This is a genomic window from Streptomyces sp. NPDC031340, assembly GCF_055569945.1.
Map to the genome: position 1 here is coordinate 59,240 of NZ_JBVIIE010000021.1, position 21,330 is coordinate 80,569.

The following is a 21,330-nucleotide window of genomic DNA, read 5'->3' on the forward strand; positions in this document are numbered from 1 at the left end:
GCCCGTTCGGCGTACCGGGGGCCGGTCACAGGGCGCGCGGTACCTGCCGGGCCACGCCCCGGATGCGCAGCGCGGTGACGATCTCCACGACGCCGACCGCGACCAGCCAGATCCCGCCGACCAGGGTGAGCACGGCGACCGACGCGAAGGGCGAGACGATCAGCACGATCCCGGCCAGGAAGGCGAGGATCCCGAGGAAGATCTGCCAGCCGCGCGCCGGCATGGACCGGTCGGAGGCGGCGGCGAGGGTCTGGGTGATCCCGCGGATGAGCCAGCCGATCCCGATCCACAGGGCGAGCAGCAGGATCGAGCGCATGGGCCCGCGCAGGCAGAACAGACCCAGCAGGATCGACAGGGAGCCGCTGACGAAGGCCAGCACGCGCAGGGACGTCGTCCGGTGCGTGCCGAACGCGGCGACCAGCTGGAAGACGCCGCTGATCAGCAGGTACAGGGCGAACAGGATGCCCACGGCGAGCAGCGAGGGGCCCGGCCAGACCAGCAGCAGGACGCCCAGGACGAGGGACGCCACACCGGTGAGCAGGACGACCTGCCAGGCGGCATGGGACAGCGCGTGCAGGGGTCCTTCGAGGGGCGGCTCGGGTTCGTGCGGGCCCGGTACGTGGCCTGCGGCGTGGACCTTGCGGTCGTCGTAGTGAGGGCCCTGTGGGGAGCCGGTCGGTGCCTCGTTCATGGTCCATGCTGGGACCGGCCCCGGCCGGGCCGCCACCGGAGGCGGGCCGGTCGGCTTACGGCCGTCCGGCCGCCCGATGGTCCAGCTCGCCCGACAGTCTCGCTCCACTGTCCCGCTCGCTCGCCCGACCGTCCCGTTCGACCGTTCAGCCGCGGGCGCTCTTCGCCGCCTTTGCGGCCGCCTTCATCTCCTGCTTGTGGGCGCGCACCTTGGCCAGCGACTCCGGCCCGGTGATGTCGGCGACGGAGCGGAACGACCCCGGCTCGCCGTACGCGCCGGCGGCCTCCTGCCAGCCCTCCGGGCGCACGCCGAGCTGCTTGCCCAGCAGGGCCAGGAAGATCTGCGCCTTCTGCCTGCCGAACCCGGGCAGCTCCTGCAGGCGGCGCAGCAGCTCGCGTCCGTCGGTGACGCCCTTCCAGACCAGCTCGGCGTTGCCGTCGTAGTGCTCGGCCAGGTACTGGCACAGCTCCTGGACGCGCTTGGCCATGGAGCCGGGATAGCGGTGCACGGCCGGCTTCTCGGCCAGCAGGGCCGCGAACGCCTCCGGGTCCTGCACGGCGATGTCGTGCGCGTCCAGGTCGTCGGCGCCGAGCCGGTCCGCGATCGTGCGGGGTCCCTTGAACGCCCACTCCATGGGGACCTGCTGGTCCAGCAGCATCCCGACGAGCGCGGCGAGCGGGGAGCGCCCGAGGAGCTCGTCGGCCTCGGGGTCCTGGGCGAGGTGCAGGGTGACGTCCATGGGTCGATGATCCCGCGGACCGATCGTGGCCGCGCGCGGTGCGCCTTTCCGGCCGTACGGCCCTCCTGGCCGTGTGCCCCTCCCGACACGGTGCGGCGCTCCGGCCGTATGGCCTTCCCGGCACGGTGCGGCGCTCCGGCCGTATGGCCTTCCCGGCACGGTAGGACGCTCCGGCCGTATGGCGCCTTCACCCCCTGACGTACGATTCCGTCCGATTGGTTAGGCAAGGCTTACTTAAGTGAAAGGGGGTCGCGGATGGCAGCCGAGATCCGTCGCGACGCCTGGGGCATCCCGCATCTGCGCGCCGACGACGCCCGCGCACTCGCCCGCGCCCAGGGCGTCGTCACCGCCCGCGACCGGGCCTGGCAGCTGGAGGTCGAGCGGCACCGCGCCCAGGGCACCTCGGCGTCCTTCCTCGGCGCCGCGGCCCTGCCCTGGGACGTGTTCGCCCGCCGCGCCCGCCTCGACGACACCGCCCGCCGCTGCTGGGCGAGCCTGGCGGAACAGGACCCGGAGACCGCCGAGTGGGTCCTGGCGTACGTCGACGGGGTCAACGCGGAACTCCCGCGGGCCGCGGCGCCCGAGTTCGCCGCGACCGGCCTGCGCCCCGGCCGCTGGCAGCCGTGGACCCCGCTCGGCGTCTGGCTCGCCACGCACATCCTCTTCGCGGGTTTCCCGGCCAAGCTCTGGCGCGAACAGGCCCTGGCGCACCTCGGGCCCGAGGCGGTCGGCCTGTTCGCCGCCGACGGGCCGGGCACCTCGGGCAGCAACGGCTGGCTGGTGAGCGGCGAGCGGAGCGCGACCGGGCACGCCGTCCTCGCGGGCGACCCCCACCGCTTCATCGAGGACCCGGGCGTCTACCAGCAGATCCACCTCTCCTGCCCCGAGTTCGACGTCGTCGGCCTCGCCGTCCCCGGCGTTCCCGGCATCGCCCACTTCGGCCACACGGGCACGGTCGCCTGGGCGATCACCAACGCCATGGCCGACTACCAGGACCTGTACCGGGAGCGCCTCAGACGCACCGGCGCGGGCGTGCAGGCCCTCGGCCCGGACGGCGCCTGGCACCGCGCCTCACGCCACACCGAGACCGTCGAGGTGGCCGGGGAGGAACCGATCGAGATCGAGATCCTCGAAACCGCCCGCGGACCGGTGATCATCGGCGGCCCGGAGGGCCTGGACGGCGGTGTGCCGGAGGGCCAGGACGGCGGGGGGACGGAGGCCGGGACACCGCCGACTGCAGGCGCCCCCGGCATCCCCGTCCCCCTCGCCCTGGCGCTGCGCTACCCGCCCCGGGTCACCGGTGACCTCGGCTTCAGCGCCCTGCTCCCGTTGCTGAGGGCGCGTCGGGTCGGTGACGTCGACCGCGCCGTCGACCTGTGGGCCGAGCCGGTCAACGTCGTACTGGCCGGCGACACCGAGGGCGGCGTGCTGCACCGGGTGGCGGGCCGGGTGCCCGTGCGCTCCGCGGCGAACCGCGTCCGGCTCGTACCCGCGTGGGAGCCCGGTCACGAGTGGCGGGGCTGGCACCAACCCCCGCGGGCCGGCCTGACCGACGGCGTCGCGGTGATGGCCAACCAGCGCGGCCCCGCGGCGGCCCTCGGCGTCGAGTTCGCCCCGCCGCACCGCGCCGACCGCATCACCGCCCTGCTGGCGGAAAAGGACCGGTGGGCACCCGGCGACATGGCGGCGATCCACATGGACACCCACCTCGCCTCCGCCGCGCCCCTGCTGGACCTCCTCGCGGCCCTGGACGGCCTGTCCCCCGAGGCCGCCGCCCTGCGCGACCGCCTGCTGCGCTGGGACCGCCGGATGGACGCGGACAGCGCCGACGCGGCCGGCTACGCGGCGGTGCGCGGGGCGGTCGTACGCCGGCTCGCCGCGCACCCGGCGTTCGCCGCGCTGGGCGTGCCGCCCGCCTACCCGGAGGTCTTCCTTCCCTGGCTCGCCCTGCCGCCGCGCATCGGCCTGGCCCTCGAACACCTGCTGCGGGCCGAGGAGTTGTACGGCGTCGACCGCCCGGCCATGGTCCGCGCGGCCCTGGAGGAGGTGGCCGCCACCGGTCCGGAAGGCACCTGGGGCGACACCCACCGCCTCGCCCCCTGGCGGGCGCTGCCCACTCCCGCCTCCGGGTACGGCGAACCGGCCCTGTCCGGCGACCACGACTGCGTGCTGTGCACCTCCGGCGTGCCCGGCGTGACCGATCGGGCCGCGCGCGGTCCGGCCGCCCGCTACGTGTGGGACCTGGCCCGGCGCGAGGACAGCCGGTGGGTGGTCCCGTTCGGCGCCTCCGGGGTCCCCGGCTCGCCCCACCACCGCGACCAGCTCCCCCGGTGGCTCACCGGAGACCTCGTCCCGGTCGTCACCGACTTCGCCCGCCTCGAGAAGGAGAGCCATGCCTGACATCCCGCCCGCCCCGGTCCACGAGGAGACCGTCGACGGCTTCGGCACCGTCCGCATCCGGCCCCTCGACCCGTACGGCGACGCCGCCACGGTCCACCGCTGGGTCCGCGAGGAACGCGCCGCCTTCTGGGGCATGAACGGCCTGACGCGCGACCAGGTGACCGACATCTACGCCCACTTGGCCGGCCTCGACACCCACCACGCCTTCCTGATCGTCAAGGACGGCGAACCCGCCGCGCTGGTGCAGACGTACGACCCGCGGGCCGACCGGGTCGGCGAGTGCTACGAGGTGCGCCCCGGCGACGTCGGCCTGCACCTGCTGCTCGCACCCGCCGGGCCGGGCGGCCCGCGTCCCGGCTGGACGGCGGCGCTGCTCGGCGTCGTCACCGCCCACCTCCTGACCGGCCCGGACCGGCGCCGGATCGTGGTCGACCCCGACGTGCGCAACGAGAAGGCGGTCGCCCGTTTCCTTCGCCAGGGCTTCACGGCGGGCCCGGTGGTCGTGCTCCCCGAGGTCGACCTCCCGGACGTGTACCTGCCCGCCAAGACGGCCCGGCTGGCGTTCCTCCACAAGCGGGCCGAGGGCGGGCGGTAGCCTCGCCGGATGACTCCGGAAGACCTCGTCGCCCACTACCGGATGGAGCCGATCCCGCGTGAGGGCGGCCTGTTCCGCCGTACCTGGGCGGGCCCCGAGCGCGCCGACGGGCGACCGGAGGGCACCGCGATCGTCGCCCTGCTGACCGCGGACGACTTCTCCGCCCTGCACCGGCTGCCCACCGACGAGATCTGGCACTTCTACCTGGGCGACCCGCTGGAACTGCTGCTCCTCGCCCCGGACGGCGCCTCCGCCGGCGCCGTCCTCGGGCCGGACGTCCTGAACGGCCAGCAGCCCCAGCTGACCGTCCCGGCCGGCACCTGGATGGGCGGACGGGTCGCCGCGGGCGGGGCGTGGACGTTCTTCGGCTGCACGATGGCGCCCGGCTTCACCTACGCCGACTACGAGCACGGCGACGCGGCCGCGCTGACCGCGCGGTATCCCGCCGAGGCGGCGCGGATCGCGCGGCTGTGCCGCCCATGACCTCCCTGCTGGCGGGCCAGGTCGCCCTGGTCACGGGCGCGAGCGGCGGTCTCGGGCGGGGCATCGCGGTGCGGCTGGCGGAGGAGGGCGCGGCGGTCGCCGTGCACTGCCGTACGGCGGTGGACGCGGCGCGCGACGTGGCCCGCCGCATCGAGGCGTCGGGCGGACGGGCCGTCGTACTGCGGGGCGACCTCACCGACGAGGAGACGTGCGCGCGGGTCGTGCGGGAGGCGGCCGAGTGGGGCGGCGGGCGGCTCACGGCGCTGGTCAACAACGCGGGCGTGCAGCCGGTCCGGGAACTGCCCGGCATGACGGCGGCCGAGTGGCGGTCGGTCGTCGACGCCAACCTGTCGAGCGTCTTCGCCTGCACGCAGGCCGCCGCCGAGATCATGCGGAAGCAGGCCGGCGGGGGTTCCGTGACGCACATCGCCTCCATCGAGGGACGGCAGCCCGCCCCGCTGCACGCGCACTACAGCGCGTCCAAGGCGGCGGTCGTGATGCACGCCCGCTCCGCCGCCCTGGAGTACGGCCCGCACGGCATCCGGGTCAACACGGTCTCGCCCGGCCTGATCGACCGCCCGGGACTGGCCGAGGACTGGCCGGAGGGGGTGCGGCGATGGCGGGCGGCGGCGCCCGCGGGGCGGCTCGGACGGCCGGAGGACGTGGGCGACGCCTGCGTGTTCCTCGCCTCCCCGCTCGCCTCCTGGATCACCGGGCACGACCTCGTCGTCGACGGCGGGGTGTCGGCGCGGCCGACGTGGTGAGCGGGCGGGCACTCGCGTGCGTACCTCTACGGAAGGGCCAAGACGGGACGACCGGACGGCGGAGAGTGACGGAGCGTGGCGATCAGTTCGACATACGACGTGACGGGTGACACAGCGCACCGTGCCGGGCCGGCCCGCCGGGGGCCCCGGCGCCTCGGATCAGCCCGCCGGGGGCCGCGGCGACCGCCGCGCCTCGCCCTGCTCGGCGCCCTGCTGATCCTGCTCGTCCTCGGCGGCGCGGTCCCGGCGTCCGCCCACGCGGCCCTGCGCTCCAGCGACCCCGCCGACGGCACCGTCCTCGATTCCGCCCCCCGCCGCCTCACCCTGACCTTCACCGAGTCCGTCGCACTGCTCGACGACTCGGTGCGCCTCCTGGACCCCGGCAACCGGCGAATCCGCACGGGCGGCGCCCAGCACGGCCCCGGCGGCTCCGACACGGTGCGGGTGCCGCTGCCCGCCGACCTGTCCGAGGGCACGTACGTCGTGGCGTGGCGGGTCGTCTCCGCCGACAGCCACCCGGTGTCCGGCGCCTTCACCTTCTCCATCGGCCGGCCTTCCGCGACCACGGCGCCCGTGGGCACCGGCCCGGTCGAGGACCCGGTCACCGGCAGCCTCTTCACCATCGTCCGCTACCTGGCGTACCTGGCCGCGGCCCTGCTCATCGGCACGGCCGCGTTCGTGGTGCTGTGCCGGCCGCCCGAGTGGGGCGCGCTGCGGCGGCCCCTGGCAGCGGGCTGGTGGACGCTGCTCGCCGCCACGCTCGCCCTGCTGGTGCTGCGCGGCCCCTACGAGACGGGCGCGGGCCCGTCAGCCGCCTTCGACCCCTCCACCCTGACCCGCACCCTGACGGGCCGCCCGGGCCTGGCCCTGCTGGCCCGGCTCGCGCTGCTGCTGGTGGCGGCGGCTGTGTGGGCCCGGTGGCTGCGCGGGCGCGGGCCCGGGGCGTGGTCCCGCCGGGCGCTCGCGGCGGGCGCCGTGCTCGCCGTGGGCCTGGCGCTGACCTGGGCGTCCGCCGAGCACGCGTCGGCCGGGATCCAGGTGCCGGCGGCGATGACGTCGTCGGTGCTGCACCTGCTGGCCATGGCGGTCTGGCTGGGCGGCCTGACGGCCCTGCTGCGCACGCTGAGCCACCACCGGGTCCCGGCGGCCGTCGTCGCCCGGTTCTCCCGCGTCGCCTTCGCCTGCGTGACCGTCCTCGTGGTCACCGGCGTCTACCAGTCCTGGCGGGGCCTCGGCTCCTGGGACCAGGTCACCGGCACCACGTACGGCCGCCTGCTGACCGCGAAGCTGGCGGCGGTGGTGCTGCTGGTGGCGGCGGCCGGGCTGTCCCGGCGCGGAACGGCGCGGCTGCCGGCGGCGCGGGCGGAGGCGGCCGTGGCCGAGCGGGTCTCCGAGCGGGTCTCCGAGCCGGTGGGCGGCCCGCCGTCGCTGCCGTCCCTGCCGCCGGAGCCCGCCGGGGTGACCGATGCGGTCGAGGCGGCCGGCGAGGCAGCAGCCGAGGTGCCCGGCGAGGCGGACGGCGAGGTGTCCGGCGACGACCGCCGCCTCCTGCGCCGTTGCGTGCTGGCCGAGGTCGCCGTCGGGCTGGTGGTGCTGGTGATCACCACCGTGCTCACCGGCACCCTGCCCGGCCGCGCCGAGGCCGAGGCGGCCCGAGGTCCGGCGACCACCGCGGGCGGTCTGCCGGTGGCCTCGGTCACGACGGTCCCCTTCGACGTCGGCACCCCCGGCGGCCGCGGCAAGGTGCAGATCACCCTCGACCCCGGCCGGGTGGGCGGCAACTCCGTGCAGGCCGTGGTCTACGGGTCCGACGGCGGTATCTCCACCGTCCCCGAACTGCGGATGTCGCTCACGCTGCCCGCCCGCGGGATCGGCCCGGTCGACGCCCGGCTCACCGACCGGGGCGGCTACTGGGGCACCGGTTCCCTCACCCTCCCCCTGGCCGGGACCTGGACGATGAGGGTCACGGTCCGGGTCTCCGACGTCGACCAGGTGACCGTCACGAAGCCGGTACGCATCGTCGGCTGACAGTACTGACCGGTGCGGTCGGGGAGGCGGCGCCGTCACGTGGTGCCGCGCAGGCGGCGGCGGTCCTCCTCGTCCCAGGCGCGGGTGTCGCGCGGCGTGGCGTACGGCTCCTCGTCCGGCGGATGCCCACCGGCCAGGGCCCGCTGCCGTACCGTCTCCGCGTCGAACTCCAGGCCCAGCAGGATGGCGAGGTTGCCGATCCACAGCCAGATCAGGAAGACGATCACCCCCGCCATCGTGCCGTACGTCTTGTTGTACGACGCGAAGTTGGCGACGTAGACCGCGAACCCGGCCGAGGCGGCCAGCCAGATCAGCAGGGCCAGGAAGCTGCCCGGCGTGACCCACCGCAGGCCGCGCACCTTGGCGTTCGGCGTCGCCCAGTACAGGATCGCGATCATGATCGTGACCAGCAGGATCAGCACCGGCCACTTCGCGATGGACCAGACGGTCAGCGCCGTGTTGCCGATGCCGAGCGCCTTCCCCGCCTGCCGGGCGACGCCGCCGGTGAAGACGACGATCAGCGCGCTGATGACGGCCAGCACCATGAGCGTGACGGTCACCCCGAGCCGCACCGGCAGGATCTTCCACACCGGGCGTCCCTCGGGGATGTCGTAGACCGCGTTGGCGGTGCGGATGAACGCCGCGACATACCCGGAGGCGGACCACACCGCCAGCACCAGACCGACGACGGCCATGACCGAACCGAGACCGCCGTTGTCCTGCAACTGGCGGACGGCGCGGGTGAGGATGTCCCGGGCCGAGCCGGGCGCGAGCCGGTTGACGTTGTCCAGCACCTTTTCGGAGGCCGACCTGCCGGCCAGACCGAGCAGCGACACCAGCACCAGCAGGGCCGGGAAGAGCGAGAGCACCGAGTAGTACGTCAGCGCGGCCGCCCGGTCGGTCAGCTCGTCGTCCTTGAACTCCTTCAAGGTGCCTTTCACCGCCGCGCCCCAGCGCTGTCCGGGCAGGTCGACCGGTGTGTCCGGAGCGCGCTCCTCGACCTCGGGCGCCGGCCCGAACGACTCCTCGGAAGACTCCTCAGAGGGCTTCTCGGAGGTGTCCGCCGCCCGCTCCTGGCCGGAATCCGGATCGCGTGGACCGGGATGTGCCGGGTGACGCGTATGCCTGGGTTCGAGCGGTCGATTCATGGGCGCCGGGTGCCCCCAGCCTTCCGCCTCAAGCCCCACGACCACAGCCCGCCCCGGGCACCGGGAACCCGGTGGGCCGGTCGGGTGATCAGTGGAAGCCGCCGCCGGCGCCGGCCGCGGGCACCGGTGTGGCGGGCGTGGAGGTGACGGGCACGGCGTCAGCGGTGGTCATCGTGATGACGGTGGTCCGCTGACGTACGGGCCGGGGCCCGCGGCGCCGAGGCCCGCGGGGCGGGCCGGAACGAGAACTCTTCCCGCATTTGCTGCCGCTATAACTCCCGCATTCGACGTGCGCGCGTTTTCGGGAATTCGCCAGCCATCTGGCGCATGATCGAAGTGCGGCCGACGCCGTGCGCCTCGACGATGGCGGTGAAGGGCGGAGCGCTGGGCCGGTAAAGGCCGAGAACTCCGCTGAACATGCGTCGAAGAAAGAGGGAACCATGACGGCAACGACGGAGACTCCCACTCGTGAAAAGGCCGAGGCCGGCCAGGAAGAGTTCGGCGAGGAATCCGCCTTCGGCCCGCTCCTGCTGGCAGCGATGCTGGCCCGCCGTGAGGACCGCGGTGAGGAGCAGATCATCGAGCACCCGCTGCTGCTGGCCGCGCTGATGCGTCGGCGTGAGGAGCGGGGCGGCGAGTCCATCATCCAGCACCCGCTGCTGCTCGCCGCGCTGATGCGCCGTCGTGAGGAGCGCGGTGGCGAGGAGTCCATCATCCAGCACCCGCTGCTGCTGGCCGCGCTGATGCGCCGTCGTGAGGAGCGGGGCGGCGAGTCCATCATCCAGAACCCGCTGCTGCTCGCGGCCCTCATGCGCCGTCGTGAGGAGCGCGGTGGCGAGGAGTCCATCATCCAGCACCCGCTGCTGCTCGCGGCGCTGATGCGCCGTCGTGAGGAGCGGGGCGGCGAGTCCATCATCCAGAACCCGCTGCTGCTCGCCGCGCTGATGCGCCGTCGTGGGGAGCGCGGTGGCGAGGAGTCCGGCATCGAGCACCCGCTGCTGCTGGCCGCGCTCATGCGCCGCTGACAGGAAAAGGCGACATCCCTGCCCTTCCGGTCGTCGGCGTGGTCGGCGCCGGGGGGGCAGGTCCCGTAAGGCAATCGAAGACTTGAGGAACGACAATGGCAGCTGAGTCCGGCGGAGAATCGGAACGGGATCCCGTGGAGGCCTTCATCGACGAGGTCTTCGAGGAAATGGTGCGCGATGCCGGCATTACGCACAACGGCACCGGTGTCAAGCATGGAAAAGCCCCACTGGCTGGAGCTTTGATGGAAGCGGCCGTGGAGTTCCTTGCCCGGCCGCCTTCCCGTTCCTCGGAACTGGAAAGGGTACTGTTCGCGCAGGCCTTGGCGACCGCAATGGCGGAATCCCTCGCACCCACCCTGGCGGATGCGCTGGCCTCGGAGATCATGAAGGTCCTGAACCAGCACGCCGCCTCCCACCGAGGGAGCTCCCACGAACCCGTCGGCGGGAGCGGCCACAGTCACCACTCTTCCAGCGGTGGCGGTCACTCCTGACTGGTCGTCGACCCGGTGATCTCCCACCGTGCACCCCGCCCACCAGACGGGCGAACACAAGACGGGCGAACGCCAGAGGGCCGGACCGCTTGCGCGGTCCGGCCCTCTGAGCTGGCGGAGGATACGAGATTCGAACTCGTGAGGGGTTGCCCCCAACACGCTTTCCAAGCGTGCGCCCTAGGCCTCTAGGCGAATCCTCCGTCGGAAACATTACATGACCGAGAGGAGTGCTCGCGAACTCGTTCCCGGCTGCCGCGATCAGGTACTCTGTGCACAGCCCCTCACGCGGCGCTATCTGACTGAACTCCCCCAGGGCCGGAAGGCAGCAAGGGTAGGTCGGCTCTGGCGGGTGCGTGGGGGGCGCTTGCGTCGGCGGGGCGGTTGGGTTGTCAGTGGGCGCCTATAACCTCGTATGCGTGTCGTCTCTCGCGCTGTACCGCCGCTATCGCCCGGAGTCGTTCGCCGAGGTCATCGGGCAGGAGCATGTGACCGGCCCGCTGCAGCAGGCGCTGCGCAACAACCGGGTCAATCACGCGTACCTGTTCAGCGGGCCGCGCGGGTGCGGCAAGACGACCAGCGCGCGGATCCTGGCCCGGTGCCTGAACTGCGAGCAGGGGCCGACGCCGACGCCGTGCGGGGAGTGCCAGTCCTGCCGTGACCTGGCGAGGAACGGGCCCGGATCGATCGACGTCATCGAGATCGACGCCGCTTCCCACGGTGGTGTGGACGACGCCCGTGAGCTGCGTGAGAAGGCCTTCTTCGGCCCCGCGAGCAGCCGGTACAAGATCTACATCATCGACGAGGCCCACATGGTCACGTCGGCCGGCTTCAACGCGCTGCTCAAGGTGGTGGAGGAGCCGCCCGAGCATCTGAAGTTCATCTTCGCGACCACCGAGCCGGAGAAGGTCATCGGGACCATCCGGTCGCGGACCCACCACTACCCGTTCCGGCTCGTGCCGCCCGGCACCCTCCGGGACTACCTCGCCGAGGTGTGCCAGAAGGAGGACATCCCCGTCGAGGACGGCGTGCTGCCGCTCGTCGTGCGCGCCGGCGCCGGTTCCGTGCGTGACTCCATGTCCGTCATGGACCAGCTGCTCGCCGGTGCGGGGGCGGACGGTGTGACGTACGCCATGGCCACCTCCCTGCTCGGCTACACCGAGGGTTCGCTGCTCGACTCCGTCGTCGAGGCCTTCGCCACCGGTGACGGCGCCGCCGCCTTCGAGGTCGTCGACCGTGTCATCGAGGGCGGCAACGACCCGCGGCGCTTCGTCGCCGACCTCCTGGAACGGCTGCGCGACCTCGTGATCCTCGCCGCGGTGCCCGACGCGGCCGAGAAGGGCCTCATCGACGCGCCCGCCGACGTCGTCGAGCGGATGCAGGCCCAGGCCGGCACCTTCGGCGCGGCCGAGCTCAGCCGCGCCGCCGACCTCGTCAACCAGGGGCTGACCGAGATGCGGGGCGCGACCTCTCCCCGCCTGCAGCTGGAACTGATCTGCGCCCGCGTGCTGCTGCCGGCCGCCTACGGGGACGAGCGTTCCGTGATGGCCCGGCTGGACCGGATCGAGCGCGGGGTGAGCTTCTCCGGAGGCGGCGGTGCGCCCGCGATGGGCTACGTGCCCGGACCGGACGCGCACGCGCCCGGGGGAGCGGTGCCCGGCGGCGCCGGAGCGCCGGTCCCGCCCGGCGGGGGCCCCGCCGCGGCCCGGGCTGCCGTACGAGGCTCCGGGGCGCCGGGCGCGGGTCCAGCTGGTGGCCCGCCGGCAGCCGGTGCTGAGGCGCACGGAGCGGGCGCGGGCCTGCCCGCCGCGGCATCCGCACCCGCACCCGCGCCGACACCCGCATCCGCGCCTGCGCCCGCGCCCGTCACGCCTCCCCCCGGCCGGCCTCAGCAGCCGCAGTCGCCCCCGGCGGCCGCCCCCGCGCCCGGGGCCTGGCCCACCGCGGCTCCGGCCGGCGGAGGCCGTCGCCCCGGTGGCTGGCCCACGGCTACCCCCGCCGGGGCCGGACAGCCCGCGCCGGCCCCCGCGGCCGCCGCGCCCGTGCCCGCGACGGCCCCCGCGCCGGCGGCGCCCGCACCTGCCTACGCACCGCCGAGCGGCGGCCTCGACCCCCGCACGCTCTGGCCGAACATCCTGGAAGCGGTCAAGAACCGCCGCCGTTTCACCTGGATCCTGCTCAGCCAGAACGCCCAGGTGGCCGGCTTCGACGGCGCGACCCTCCAAATCGGCTTCGTCAACGCGGGCGCCCGGGACAACTTCACCAGCAGCGGCAGTGAGGACGTGCTGCGCCAGGCGCTGGCCGAGCAGTTCCACGTCCAGTGGAAGATCGAGGCGGTCGTCGACCCGTCCGGCGGCTCCGCGCCCCCCGCCCCCGCCGGCGGCCACTCCGGCCCCTCCGGCTTCAACAGCGGCTACGGCGGCCCCGGCGGCGCTCCCCAGCAGCAACGACCGCCCTCCCCGGCACCCCGGCCGGCCACCCCCACCCCGCCCCCTGCCGCACCGTCCCCTGCCGCCCCCGGGCAGATGTCCCGGCCGGCCGCCCCCGAGCCGCCGCCTCCGGTCGCCCCCGAGGACGACATCCCCGAGGACGACGACCCCGACCTGAACGAGTCGGCCCTCTCGGGCCACGAACTCATCGTGCGGGAACTGGGAGCGACGGTCGTGGAGGAGTTCTCGAACGAGTGACATAACGAGTGGCATAGGGACAGGAGTGACACGGGTGCCGCGGCCCCGCTCGGCCCGGCCCGGCGCCCGCGGGCGCGGACCTGTTCGCCACCGGCCGTCCGCCACCGGCCGTCCGCCACCGGCCGTCCGCCACCGGTGGCCGAGGATCCCGCGTGCCTCCTCCCCGGCCTCCGGCCGGACGCCAGTTTGGAGGAACGCACCACGTGCGCGCCGTCCGCCCTTCGGAAGCCCGCACAAGCAGAACGCTTCCGCCGGTTAGGCTGACCCCGTGAAGGTCCTCGTCATCGGCAGCGGCGCCCGCGAACACGCCCTGTGCCGCTCCCTGTCCCTCGACCCCGCCGTCACCGCGCTGTACTGCGCGCCCGGCAACGCCGGCATCGCCGAGATCGCCGAGCTGCACCAGGTCGACGCCCTGGACGGCAAGGCCGTTGCCGCGCTGGCCGCCGAGCTGGAGGCCGGGCTCGTCGTCGTCGGCCCGGAGGCGCCGCTCGTCGCCGGGGTCGCCGACGCCGTGCGCGAGGCCGGCATCCCGGTCTTCGGCCCCTCCGGGGAGGCCGCGCAGCTCGAGGGCTCCAAGGCCTTCGCCAAGGACGTGATGGCGGCGGCCGGAGTCCCCACCGCCCGCTCGTACGTCTGCACGACCCCCGAGGAGGTCGGGCAGGCCCTCGACGCCTTCGGCGCTCCGTACGTCGTCAAGGACGACGGTCTCGCCGCGGGCAAGGGCGTCGTCGTCACCGAGGACCGCGACGCGGCCATCGCGCACGCCGCCGGCTGCGAGAGGGTCGTCATCGAGGAGTACCTCGACGGCCCCGAAGTCTCCCTCTTCGCGATCACCGACGGCGAGACCGTCGTCCCGCTCCAGCCCGCCCAGGACTTCAAGCGGGCGCTGGACGGCGACGAGGGTCCGAACACCGGCGGCATGGGCGCCTACTCGCCGCTGCCGTGGGCCGAGCCGAAGCTGGTCGAGGAGGTCCTGCAGACCGTTCTGCAGCCGACGGTCGACGAGATGCGCCGTCGCGGCACCCCCTTCTCCGGTCTCCTGTACGCCGGACTCGCGATCACCTCCCGCGGGGTGCGGGTCATCGAGTTCAACGCCCGCTTCGGCGACCCCGAGACCCAGGTCGTGCTGGCCCGCCTCAAGACCCCGCTGGCCGGTGTCCTGCTCGCCGCGGCGAACGGCACCCTCGCCCACCTCGAGCCGCTGCGCTGGAGCGGAGACGCCGCGGTCACCGTGGTCGTCGCCTCGCACAACTACCCCGGCACCCCGCGCACCGGAGACCCCATCACCGGCCTCGACCAGGTGGCCGCGCAGGATGCCCCGCACGCCTACGTCCTGCACGCCGGGACGAAGCGGCAGGGCGACGCGGTGGTCAGCGCCGGCGGCCGTGTGCTGTCCGTCACCGCGACCGGCGCCGACCTCGCCGAAGCCCGCGACCGCGCCTACCGGGCCGTCTCCCGGATCGGCCTCGACGGCTCCCAGCACCGCACGGACATCGCCGCGAAGGCGGCCGGGATCTGACGCCGCCCGGATGAACCCCCGCAGGCCCCGTGTCCGTCTTCGGAACGGGGCCTGTCGCATGCCCCGATCATGGGCCTGATCTTTTCTTTCTGTCACCCACCTCTGACCAGAGCCATTCCATCGAGTGACCGATGCCCCATCCGGCTGACGTGGGCCGGGGCCCCAACTATGGTGCCGCGCAAGCGCTCCGGCACTTGGCCCCGCCGACATTGCGATGTCACTGCCGAGTGCCACAGTGGGGGAATGAGCAACGCCAGGAAGGCCAGCCGACCGGGACAACCGGGGAGGGGGTGAGGTCGCTCGTGACCGGTACCGGTGCGGGTGCGGAAGCGGGTGCGCAGGCCGCACGCGCCAGGGCTCTCGCCGTGCTGCGGGTGCGCAGCCGGGCGCTGGCCGTCGCCCTGCTGCCCGCGGCGGTCGCCGTCGTGCTGCTGGCCGGCGTGTCCACGGAGCACCTGGTGGGCCCCTTCTGGCAGGCCGCCCGCTGGGTGTCGATCCCATTCGCCGCCCTCGCGCTGCTCGCCGCCGGAGTCGTCGCCCTGGTGGTGGCCCGGGCCCGCCCCGCCATGAGCCCCACGGTGCCGATCGCCGAGGAGTCCGCCCCGGACCTGTACCGGATGGTGCGCGACCTCGCGGACCGCCTCGACGTCCCGGCCCCGTCGGCGATAGCGCTCACCCCGGACTGCGACAGCTGGCTGGAGGACCGCACCCACCCGGCGCACGGCCCGCCCGAGGGCGTCCGGCCGGGCCGCCGGGCGTCCGGGATGCCGGACGGGCACGACGAGATGACCGGCGTACGCGGCCTCCACCGCCGCGCCGTCGCCGCCCCCGTGCTGGTCATCGGCTCCCCCTTCCTGTGGTGGATGCGCGTCGGCGAGCTGCGCGCGGTCCTCGCCCCCGTCGTCGCCGGTACGGGACCTTCGGCGCACCCGGACATAGCCGCGGCCCGCCGCTTCGTGCGGGGGCTCGACGCCGCGGTCGCCGTCTCCGCGGCGCCCGACCGGTGCCCGCTGACCCGAGTGGGCTGCGCGGGACTCGGCTGGGTGGCCCGCCTGCTGCTGCGCAGCTGCCGGGAGCACGCGGCCGAGATGGAGCGCGGGGTCGCGGCCGCCGCCGCGGAGCGCGCACAGACCGTGGACTACGGCCTCCGGATCGTCGCGCAGGAGCAGGTGGGCCTGGCGTACGCGGGCTGGGACCGGCTGCTGACCCGGGTGGCGCTGCCCGCCTGGCGCATGGGCCGCTGGCCCTCCCGTCTGGACGCGGGCGTCGTCGCCGCGCTCACCGAGCTGTCCCGGCGCGACCGCCTGGCCGAGGGTTTCGCCTCCCGCCTCGGCGAGCGCCCCGCCTGCGACCTGCTCGAGGAGCCCGGGGCGGTGGACGAGGCCGCCTCGCTGCTGGCCGCCCGCCTCTTCCACGGCGGCCCGGCGGAGAACGGCCCCGACTGGGCGCCCGTGGACTGGCGGGAGTATCCGGAGGAGGTCGTCGACCGCAAGTGGCGCGTCGACGCGGCCCGCCTCCACCGCGTCCTCGACGCACTCGGCGTCGGCCGTCCCCAGGGCCTCACCGCCCGTGGTCCCGAGGCCCCGTCCTCCGACGGCCCGACCCTGTCCCGCATCCTCGACCACCTGACGACCCCGCCGCAGCACACGCCCCCGAGCCCGGCCTCGCCGGATCAGGACACCGCCGTCACCTTCACCTCGCCGACCTCCGCTCCCCACCCGGAAGCCCCCGACGCGCCGTACGACGAGGGCGGCGAGGGCGGCGAGGGCGAGGACGGCGGCGACGGCGACGAAGTGAGCGAGGCGGCCGCCACCCTCGCCGCGGGCATCACCGCCGAACTGGCCCGCGAAGAGGCGGCGGCCCCGCCGGGACGCGACGCGCCGGACTCCGCCGGGCAGGAAGGCGAGCCCGCGCTCTGGGACGAGAACGCGCTGCCCCTCTTCCCCCTCCAGCCACCGCGCACCGGCCGTGAACTGCTCGCCGACCACGTCACCGCCATGGTGTGCTGCGCCGCCATGGACACCGCGGGCGCCATCCCCGGCCTCGACTGGCTGGACGGCCCCTCGCTGCTGCTCCACGGCCGGCGCGCGGCCGACCTGACCCCCCGCGTTCTCCGTCTCGTCGAGGACGGCGACCCGGCCCCACTGCGGGAGTGGCTGGTGGAGACCGGCATACGCCCGGAGAAGCCAGTCCGCCTGGTCTGACGCCCCCGCCCTCCCGGCCGACGCCCCGCCCTCCCGCCCACGCGCCCGGCGTCCTGTCCCCGCGGTGAGAGCACCGCAATCCTGCGGTGAGCCCCCGGCGCCTCACCCGGCGGCTGTCCCGGCCGGATCCCCGCTTCCACTTCAGGCCGATTCGCGACGAACAGTGACAGTCCGCGTGCTTAATGTGATGTGCTGAGACCGCCCGCGCCCATGACACGCGCGCTTCCGACACCCGAGGGAGGGGAGCGACCATGGCGTCCAAACAGATTCGCCGTCGGCCGCCCGGAGCGCCGACGCACGCCGTGACCGGTGCCTTCGGACCGACCCCCGTCCCCTGGCTGTGCGGCACCGAGACGTACGCCGACGCCACCGCGCAGCTCGTGCCCCGGCATGCGGACCCGGGCGCCCGGCGGCCGCCCGGCGACACGCCCCGTGTCCCCGCGCCGAGGACGGGCACCGGCGGCCCTCGCGCCGCCGACGACGTGCACGGCCAGATCAAGGGCTTCGCCTCCACCGGCGCGGTCGCCCCCGGTGAGGCCGTCGACTTCCACGTGACCGTCTACCCGCCCCAGGAGTTCGGCGTCGACATCTACCGCATCGGTCACTACGGCGGCGACGGCGCCGTCAAGGTCACCGCCAGTCCCCGGCTGTCCGGCATCGTCCAGCCCCCGCCGCTGGCCGCGGACCGCACGGTCTCCTGCCACCACTGGTGGCTGTCCTGGCGCCTGCAGATCCCGTCGCACTGGTACGCCGGCGCGTACGTGGCCGTGCTCACCACCGCCGACGGCTACCGCTCGCACATCCCCTTCACCGTCCGCGACGACCAGCCGGCGGACCTGCTGGTGGTCCTGCCCGACATCACCTGGCAGGCCCACAACCTCTACCCGCACGACGGCCGCACCGGCGCCAGCCTCCACCACGCCTGGGACGGGCAGGGCCGCCTGCTGGGCGAGGAGGACGCCGCCACCACGGTCTCCTTCGACCGCCCGTACGCGGGCGCCGGCCTTCCGCCGCAGGCCGGACACGCCTACGACGTCATCCGCTTCGCCGAGCGCCACGGCTACGACCTGGCCTACGCCGACGCCCGTGACCTGCACTCTGGGTACATCGACCCGGCCCGCTACCGCGGCCTGGTCTTCCCCGGCCCTGACGAGTACTGGTCGGCCGCCATGCGCCGCACCGTGGAACGCGCCCGTGACCACGGCACCTCGCTCGTCTTCCTCTCCGCGGGCACCCTGTACTGGCAGGCAGAGCTGAGCCCGTCCCCGTCCGGCGTCCCCGACCGGCTGCTGACCTGCCGCAAGGGCAGAGGGCCGGGCAGGCCCGCGCTCTGGCGCGAGATCGACCGCCCGGAGCAGCAACTCGTCGGCATCCAGTACGCGGGCCGGGTCCCCGAGCCGCATCCCCTGATCGTCCGAAACGCCCGCCACTGGCTGTGGGAGGCGACCGGCGCGGGCGAGGGCGACGCGGTCGACGGCCTGGTCGCGGGCGAGGCGGACCGCTACTTCCCGCGCACCCCGCTGCCCGAGCACGACGAGCGGATCCTGCTCGCCCACTCCCCGTACACCGACGCCGACGGCGTCCCGCGCCACCAGGAGACGTCGCTGTACCGGGCACCGTCCGGCGCGCTGGTGTTCGCGTCCGGGACGTACGCCTGGTCCCCGGCCCTGGACCGTCCGGGCCATGTCGACGCGCGCGTCCAGCGCGCCACCGCGAACCTCCTGGACCGCATCTGCAAACGTGACTGAGCCTCGCTCGACCGACCCCCGCCAAGACCGATCTCCGGCATACGGGAGAATCGAGCCACTTGGACATCACCACGGGGAGGAACCGTGTCCGGATTCGTCGAAAAGCCCGAGCCCCTTCAGGTGCCGGGCCTGGTGCACTTGCACACCGGGAAGGTGCGCGACCTGTACCAGAACGAGGCCGGCGACCTCGTGATGGTCGCCAGCGACCGTACGTCCGCCTACGACTGGGTGCTGCCCACGGAGATCCCCGACAAGGGCCGCATCCTCACCCAGCTCTCCCTGTGGTGGTTCGACCAGCTCGCCGACCTGGTCCCCAACCACGTCCTGAGCACCGAGCTGCCCGCCGGAGCACCCGCCGACTGGGCGGGCCGCACCCTGGTCTGCAAGTCGCTCCAGATGGTCCCGGTGGAGTGCGTGGCCCGCGGCTACCTCACCGGCTCGGGCCTCGCCGAGTACAACGAGTCCCGCACGGTCTGCGGACTCGCCCTCCCCGAGGGCCTGGTCGACGGCAGCGAGTTGCCCGCCCCGATCTTCACCCCGGCCACCAAGGCGGCGGTCGGCGACCACGACGAGAACGTCTCCTACGAGGAGGTCGCCCGGCAGGTCGGCGCGGACACCGCCGCGCAGCTGCGTCAGGTGACCCTCGCGGTGTACTCCCGCGCCCGCGACATCGCCCGCGACCGCGGGATCATCCTGGCGGACACCAAGTTCGAGTTCGGCTTCGAGGGCGAGACCCTCGTCATCGCCGACGAGGTGCTCACCCCGGACTCGTCGCGGTTCTGGCCGGCCGACCAGTGGCAGCCGGGACGCTCGCAGGTGTCGTACGACAAGCAGTTCGTGCGTGACTGGCTGACCTCGCCGGAGTCGGGCTGGGACCGTGGGAGCGAGCAGCCGCCGCCCGCGCTGCCGCAGCACATCGTGGACGCGACCCGCGCGAAGTACGTCGAGGCGTACGAGCGCCTGACGGGCATGACCTGGAGCTGAGCCGGACATGACGCGAAAGGCCCCCGGGAAACCGGGGGCCTTTTCGTGGAGCGGACGACGAGGCTCGAACTCGCGACCTCAACCTTGGCAAGGTTGCGCTCTACCAACTGAGCTACGTCCGCCTTGCGCCGTGGCGCGACAGCAACTATACCCAACCTCGCTCCCGGGCGAGACGCACCGCCGTGTGCCGGTTCTCCGCCCCCAGCTTCGTCGCGGCCGAGGAGAGGTAGTTCCGCACGGTGCCCGGCGACAGCGCGGCGCGTTCGGCGATCTCCGCGACCGGTGCCCCGTCGGCGGCCAGCTCCAGCACCTCCGCTTCCCGCGCGGTCAGCGGCGAGTCACCGGCGGAGATCGCGTCGGCGGCCAACTCCGGGTCGACGTAGCGGTTCCCGGCGTGCACGGTACGGATGATCTCGGCGAGCCGCTGCGCACTGACCGTCTTGGGCACGAATCCCCGCACACCCGCCGCAAGGGCCCGTTTCAGATGCCCGGGCCGCCCGTGACCGGTGACGATCAGCACCTGACAGCCGGGCAGTTCGGCACGCAGAGCTGTGGCGACCTTCACACCGTCGGCGCCCGGCATCTGCAGATCCAGGACCGCCACATCGGGGGCGTGGGCCCGCGCCATCGCCAGCGCCTCCGGGCCGGTGGCCGCCTCCGCGACGACCAGGAGGTCGTCCTCCAGCGCGAGCAGCGCGGCCAGGGCGCCCCGGATCAGATGCTCGTCGTCGGCGAGCAACAGGCGTACCGGAGCACTCATGACACGACCTCGCTCGCCTGCGCTCCGGAAGCTTCTGCGGCTCCAGAAGCAGCCGCAGAAGCCGCATGATCCACGGCGGCCAACGGCACCTCGGCCACCACCCTGAACCCGTCCGCCTCCACCGGCCCCGCCTCCAGCGTCCCGTCCACCGCCGCCAGCCGTTCCCGCAGCCCGGCGGTGTCCGCGGTGACCTGGCAGTCGATCCCGGCCGCCGTCAACACGCCCTGGGCACCGAGGAGTTCCACGCCGAGATCGGCCTCTGTCAGACGGCGCCCGGGTCCGCGATCGCGGCACACGAAAAAACCCCGGTCATGACGACCGGGGTTTCTCTGGAGCGGACGACGAGGCTCGAACTCGCGACCTCAACCTTGGCAAGGTTGCGCTCTACCAACTGAGCTACGTCCGCGTGCTTCCGACCGGCTCCCACCGATCGGCGCGAGCACCAGCCTACCTGATCCACAACAGTGCTCAGGACCGGCGGTGCAGAGCGGGTGACAGGAATTGCACACTGCGCCTTCCCCCTGGAAGGGGGATGTTCTGCTACTGAACTACACCCGCGTGACTGAGTGGGTCCGGCCTTTCGGCCTCGCCCCTCGGCGTGCTCCAGACTCTAGCTGATCAGGAGGGGTGGAGCGCAAGTCGGTTCCGCCGAGGGGCCGGTGGCCGGCCGCCGGCCGGCGTCACTGCGCGGCGCTGAACGCCTCGTAGACCTTCTTGGGGATGCGGCCGCGGGCCGGGACGTCCATCTTGTGGGCCTGGGCCCAGGCCCGGACGGCCGCCGGGTCGGGAGCGACCTCGGTCTCCCGGTACGCCTTGCCGGACTTCGACCGCTTGCGTCCGGCCGCCACGTACGGCTCGAGGGCCGTGCGTAGTTTCTCTGCGTTGGCTTGGTTCAGGTCGATCTCGTACGACTTGCCGTCGAGTCCGAAGGCGATCGTCTCCGCCGCTTCCGAGCCGTCGATGTCGTCAAAGAGAGTGACCACGACCTTCTGCGCCACGAATATCGGTCCCTTCGTGCGGCACCTGTATCTGCGATGACGTGCCACGACGTCGCTCAAGGCGCCGAC

At 73.9% G+C, this 21,330-nt stretch carries 17 protein-coding genes, 4 tRNA genes, 1 other RNA gene and 1 pseudogene; 13 read left to right on the plus strand and 10 right to left on the minus strand.

The window, feature by feature from the left end; translation table 11 throughout:
- Positions 1 to 25: 25 nt before the first annotated feature.
- Both ACZ5GT_RS18400 and ACZ5GT_RS18405 read right to left on the minus strand, forming a co-directional pair.
- The gene (locus ACZ5GT_RS18400; protein WP_469024542.1) at positions 26 to 691 is read right to left on the minus strand and encodes an HdeD family acid-resistance protein; all 666 of its coding nucleotides are present in this window, start codon (positions 689 to 691) and stop codon (positions 26 to 28) included.
- A 145-nt stretch (positions 692 to 836) separates the two neighbouring features.
- The gene (locus tag ACZ5GT_RS18405) at positions 837 to 1,430 is read right to left on the minus strand and encodes an HhH-GPD-type base excision DNA repair protein (RefSeq protein WP_469024548.1); all 594 of its coding nucleotides are present in this window, start codon (positions 1,428 to 1,430) and stop codon (positions 837 to 839) included.
- Positions 1,431 to 1,685: 255 nt separating this feature from the next.
- Between ACZ5GT_RS18405 and ACZ5GT_RS18410 the strand changes: the two genes are divergently transcribed.
- From ACZ5GT_RS18410 to ACZ5GT_RS18430, 5 genes are all read left to right on the plus strand, one after another.
- Positions 1,686 to 3,830, plus strand: a complete 2,145-nt coding sequence (locus ACZ5GT_RS18410) for a penicillin acylase family protein (protein ID WP_469024552.1) — start codon at positions 1,686 to 1,688, stop codon at positions 3,828 to 3,830.
- Complete coding sequence (locus tag ACZ5GT_RS18415; RefSeq protein ID WP_469024555.1) at positions 3,823 to 4,425, plus strand: GNAT family N-acetyltransferase; 603 nt, start codon at positions 3,823 to 3,825, stop codon at positions 4,423 to 4,425. Before ACZ5GT_RS18410 ends, ACZ5GT_RS18415 begins: the two co-directional genes overlap by 8 nt.
- 9 nt (positions 4,426 to 4,434) lie before the next feature.
- Positions 4,435 to 4,908, plus strand: coding sequence for a cupin domain-containing protein (locus ACZ5GT_RS18420; protein WP_469024558.1), 474 nt, complete (start codon positions 4,435 to 4,437; stop codon positions 4,906 to 4,908).
- A complete protein-coding gene (locus ACZ5GT_RS18425) occupies positions 4,905 to 5,672 on the plus strand; it encodes an SDR family NAD(P)-dependent oxidoreductase (protein WP_469024561.1) in 768 nt (255 codons plus the stop codon). The genes ACZ5GT_RS18420 and ACZ5GT_RS18425 overlap by 4 nt, the downstream gene beginning before the upstream one ends.
- A gap of 198 nt (positions 5,673 to 5,870) precedes the next feature.
- Positions 5,871 to 7,700 carry a copper resistance CopC/CopD family protein gene (locus tag ACZ5GT_RS18430; RefSeq protein ID WP_469024761.1) on the plus strand — a complete coding sequence of 610 codons (1,830 nt, stop codon included), beginning with the start codon at positions 5,871 to 5,873 and terminating at the stop codon, positions 7,698 to 7,700.
- 35 nt (positions 7,701 to 7,735) lie between these two features.
- Here ACZ5GT_RS18430 and ACZ5GT_RS18435 read toward each other — a convergent pair whose 3' ends face one another.
- Complete coding sequence (locus ACZ5GT_RS18435) at positions 7,736 to 8,848, minus strand: YihY/virulence factor BrkB family protein (protein WP_469024566.1); 1,113 nt, start codon at positions 8,846 to 8,848, stop codon at positions 7,736 to 7,738.
- A 440-nt stretch (positions 8,849 to 9,288) separates the two neighbouring features.
- Between ACZ5GT_RS18435 and ACZ5GT_RS18440 the strand changes: the two genes are divergently transcribed.
- Together ACZ5GT_RS18440 and ACZ5GT_RS18445 are read left to right on the plus strand one after the other, a co-directional pair.
- Positions 9,289 to 9,873, plus strand: coding sequence for a hypothetical protein (locus tag ACZ5GT_RS18440; protein ID WP_469024577.1), 585 nt, complete (start codon positions 9,289 to 9,291; stop codon positions 9,871 to 9,873).
- 95 nt (positions 9,874 to 9,968) lie between these two features.
- A complete protein-coding gene (locus ACZ5GT_RS18445) occupies positions 9,969 to 10,364 on the plus strand; it encodes a hypothetical protein (RefSeq protein WP_469024583.1) in 396 nt (131 codons plus the stop codon).
- Positions 10,365 to 10,476: 112 nt separating this feature from the next.
- Here ACZ5GT_RS18445 and ACZ5GT_RS18450 read toward each other — a convergent pair.
- Positions 10,477 to 10,564 (minus strand) — tRNA-Ser (locus ACZ5GT_RS18450).
- 72 nt (positions 10,565 to 10,636) lie between these two features.
- On the opposite strand from ACZ5GT_RS18450, the gene ffs reads away from it, so the two are divergent.
- From ffs to ACZ5GT_RS18480, 6 genes are all read left to right on the plus strand, one after another.
- An RNA gene (gene ffs / locus ACZ5GT_RS18455) (signal recognition particle sRNA small type) lies at positions 10,637 to 10,735 on the plus strand.
- Between the two features lie 45 nt (positions 10,736 to 10,780).
- Positions 10,781 to 13,048: a DNA polymerase III subunit gamma and tau gene (locus ACZ5GT_RS18460; RefSeq protein WP_469024587.1), complete on the plus strand. Its 2,268-nt coding sequence runs from the start codon at positions 10,781 to 10,783 to the stop codon at positions 13,046 to 13,048.
- A gap of 268 nt (positions 13,049 to 13,316) precedes the next feature.
- Positions 13,317 to 14,567: a phosphoribosylamine--glycine ligase gene (gene purD / locus ACZ5GT_RS18465; protein ID WP_469024592.1), complete on the plus strand. Its 1,251-nt coding sequence runs from the start codon at positions 13,317 to 13,319 to the stop codon at positions 14,565 to 14,567.
- A gap of 302 nt (positions 14,568 to 14,869) precedes the next feature.
- Positions 14,870 to 16,771: a hypothetical protein gene (locus ACZ5GT_RS18470; protein WP_469024596.1), complete on the plus strand. Its 1,902-nt coding sequence runs from the start codon at positions 14,870 to 14,872 to the stop codon at positions 16,769 to 16,771.
- Between the two features lie 251 nt (positions 16,772 to 17,022).
- Positions 17,023 to 18,519, plus strand: coding sequence for a N,N-dimethylformamidase beta subunit family domain-containing protein (locus ACZ5GT_RS18475; protein WP_469024600.1), 1,497 nt, complete (start codon positions 17,023 to 17,025; stop codon positions 18,517 to 18,519).
- 84 nt (positions 18,520 to 18,603) lie between these two features.
- Entirely contained in the window at positions 18,604 to 19,503 is a 900-nt protein-coding gene (locus tag ACZ5GT_RS18480; protein WP_469024603.1) for a phosphoribosylaminoimidazolesuccinocarboxamide synthase, read from the plus strand.
- Between the two features lie 46 nt (positions 19,504 to 19,549).
- On the opposite strand, the gene ACZ5GT_RS18485 is transcribed toward ACZ5GT_RS18480, so the two are convergent.
- From ACZ5GT_RS18485 to ACZ5GT_RS18510, 6 genes and pseudogenes are all read right to left on the minus strand, one after another.
- Positions 19,550 to 19,625: transfer RNA gene (locus ACZ5GT_RS18485), tRNA-Gly, on the minus strand.
- 23 nt (positions 19,626 to 19,648) lie between these two features.
- Entirely contained in the window at positions 19,649 to 20,263 is a 615-nt protein-coding gene (locus ACZ5GT_RS18490) for a response regulator (RefSeq protein WP_469024606.1), read from the minus strand.
- Positions 20,260 to 20,535: pseudogene (locus ACZ5GT_RS18495) on the minus strand (ATP-binding protein); the annotation flags it as partial. The pseudogene ACZ5GT_RS18495 and the gene ACZ5GT_RS18490, both read right to left, overlap by 4 nt.
- Before the next feature lie 58 nt (positions 20,536 to 20,593).
- Positions 20,594 to 20,669 (minus strand) — tRNA-Gly (locus ACZ5GT_RS18500).
- An 80-nt stretch (positions 20,670 to 20,749) separates the two neighbouring features.
- Positions 20,750 to 20,821 (minus strand) — tRNA-Gly (locus ACZ5GT_RS18505).
- Between the two features lie 122 nt (positions 20,822 to 20,943).
- Positions 20,944 to 21,261, minus strand: a complete 318-nt coding sequence (locus ACZ5GT_RS18510; protein WP_324783071.1) for a histone-like nucleoid-structuring protein Lsr2 — start codon at positions 21,259 to 21,261, stop codon at positions 20,944 to 20,946.
- Positions 21,262 to 21,330: the final 69 nt, after the last annotated feature.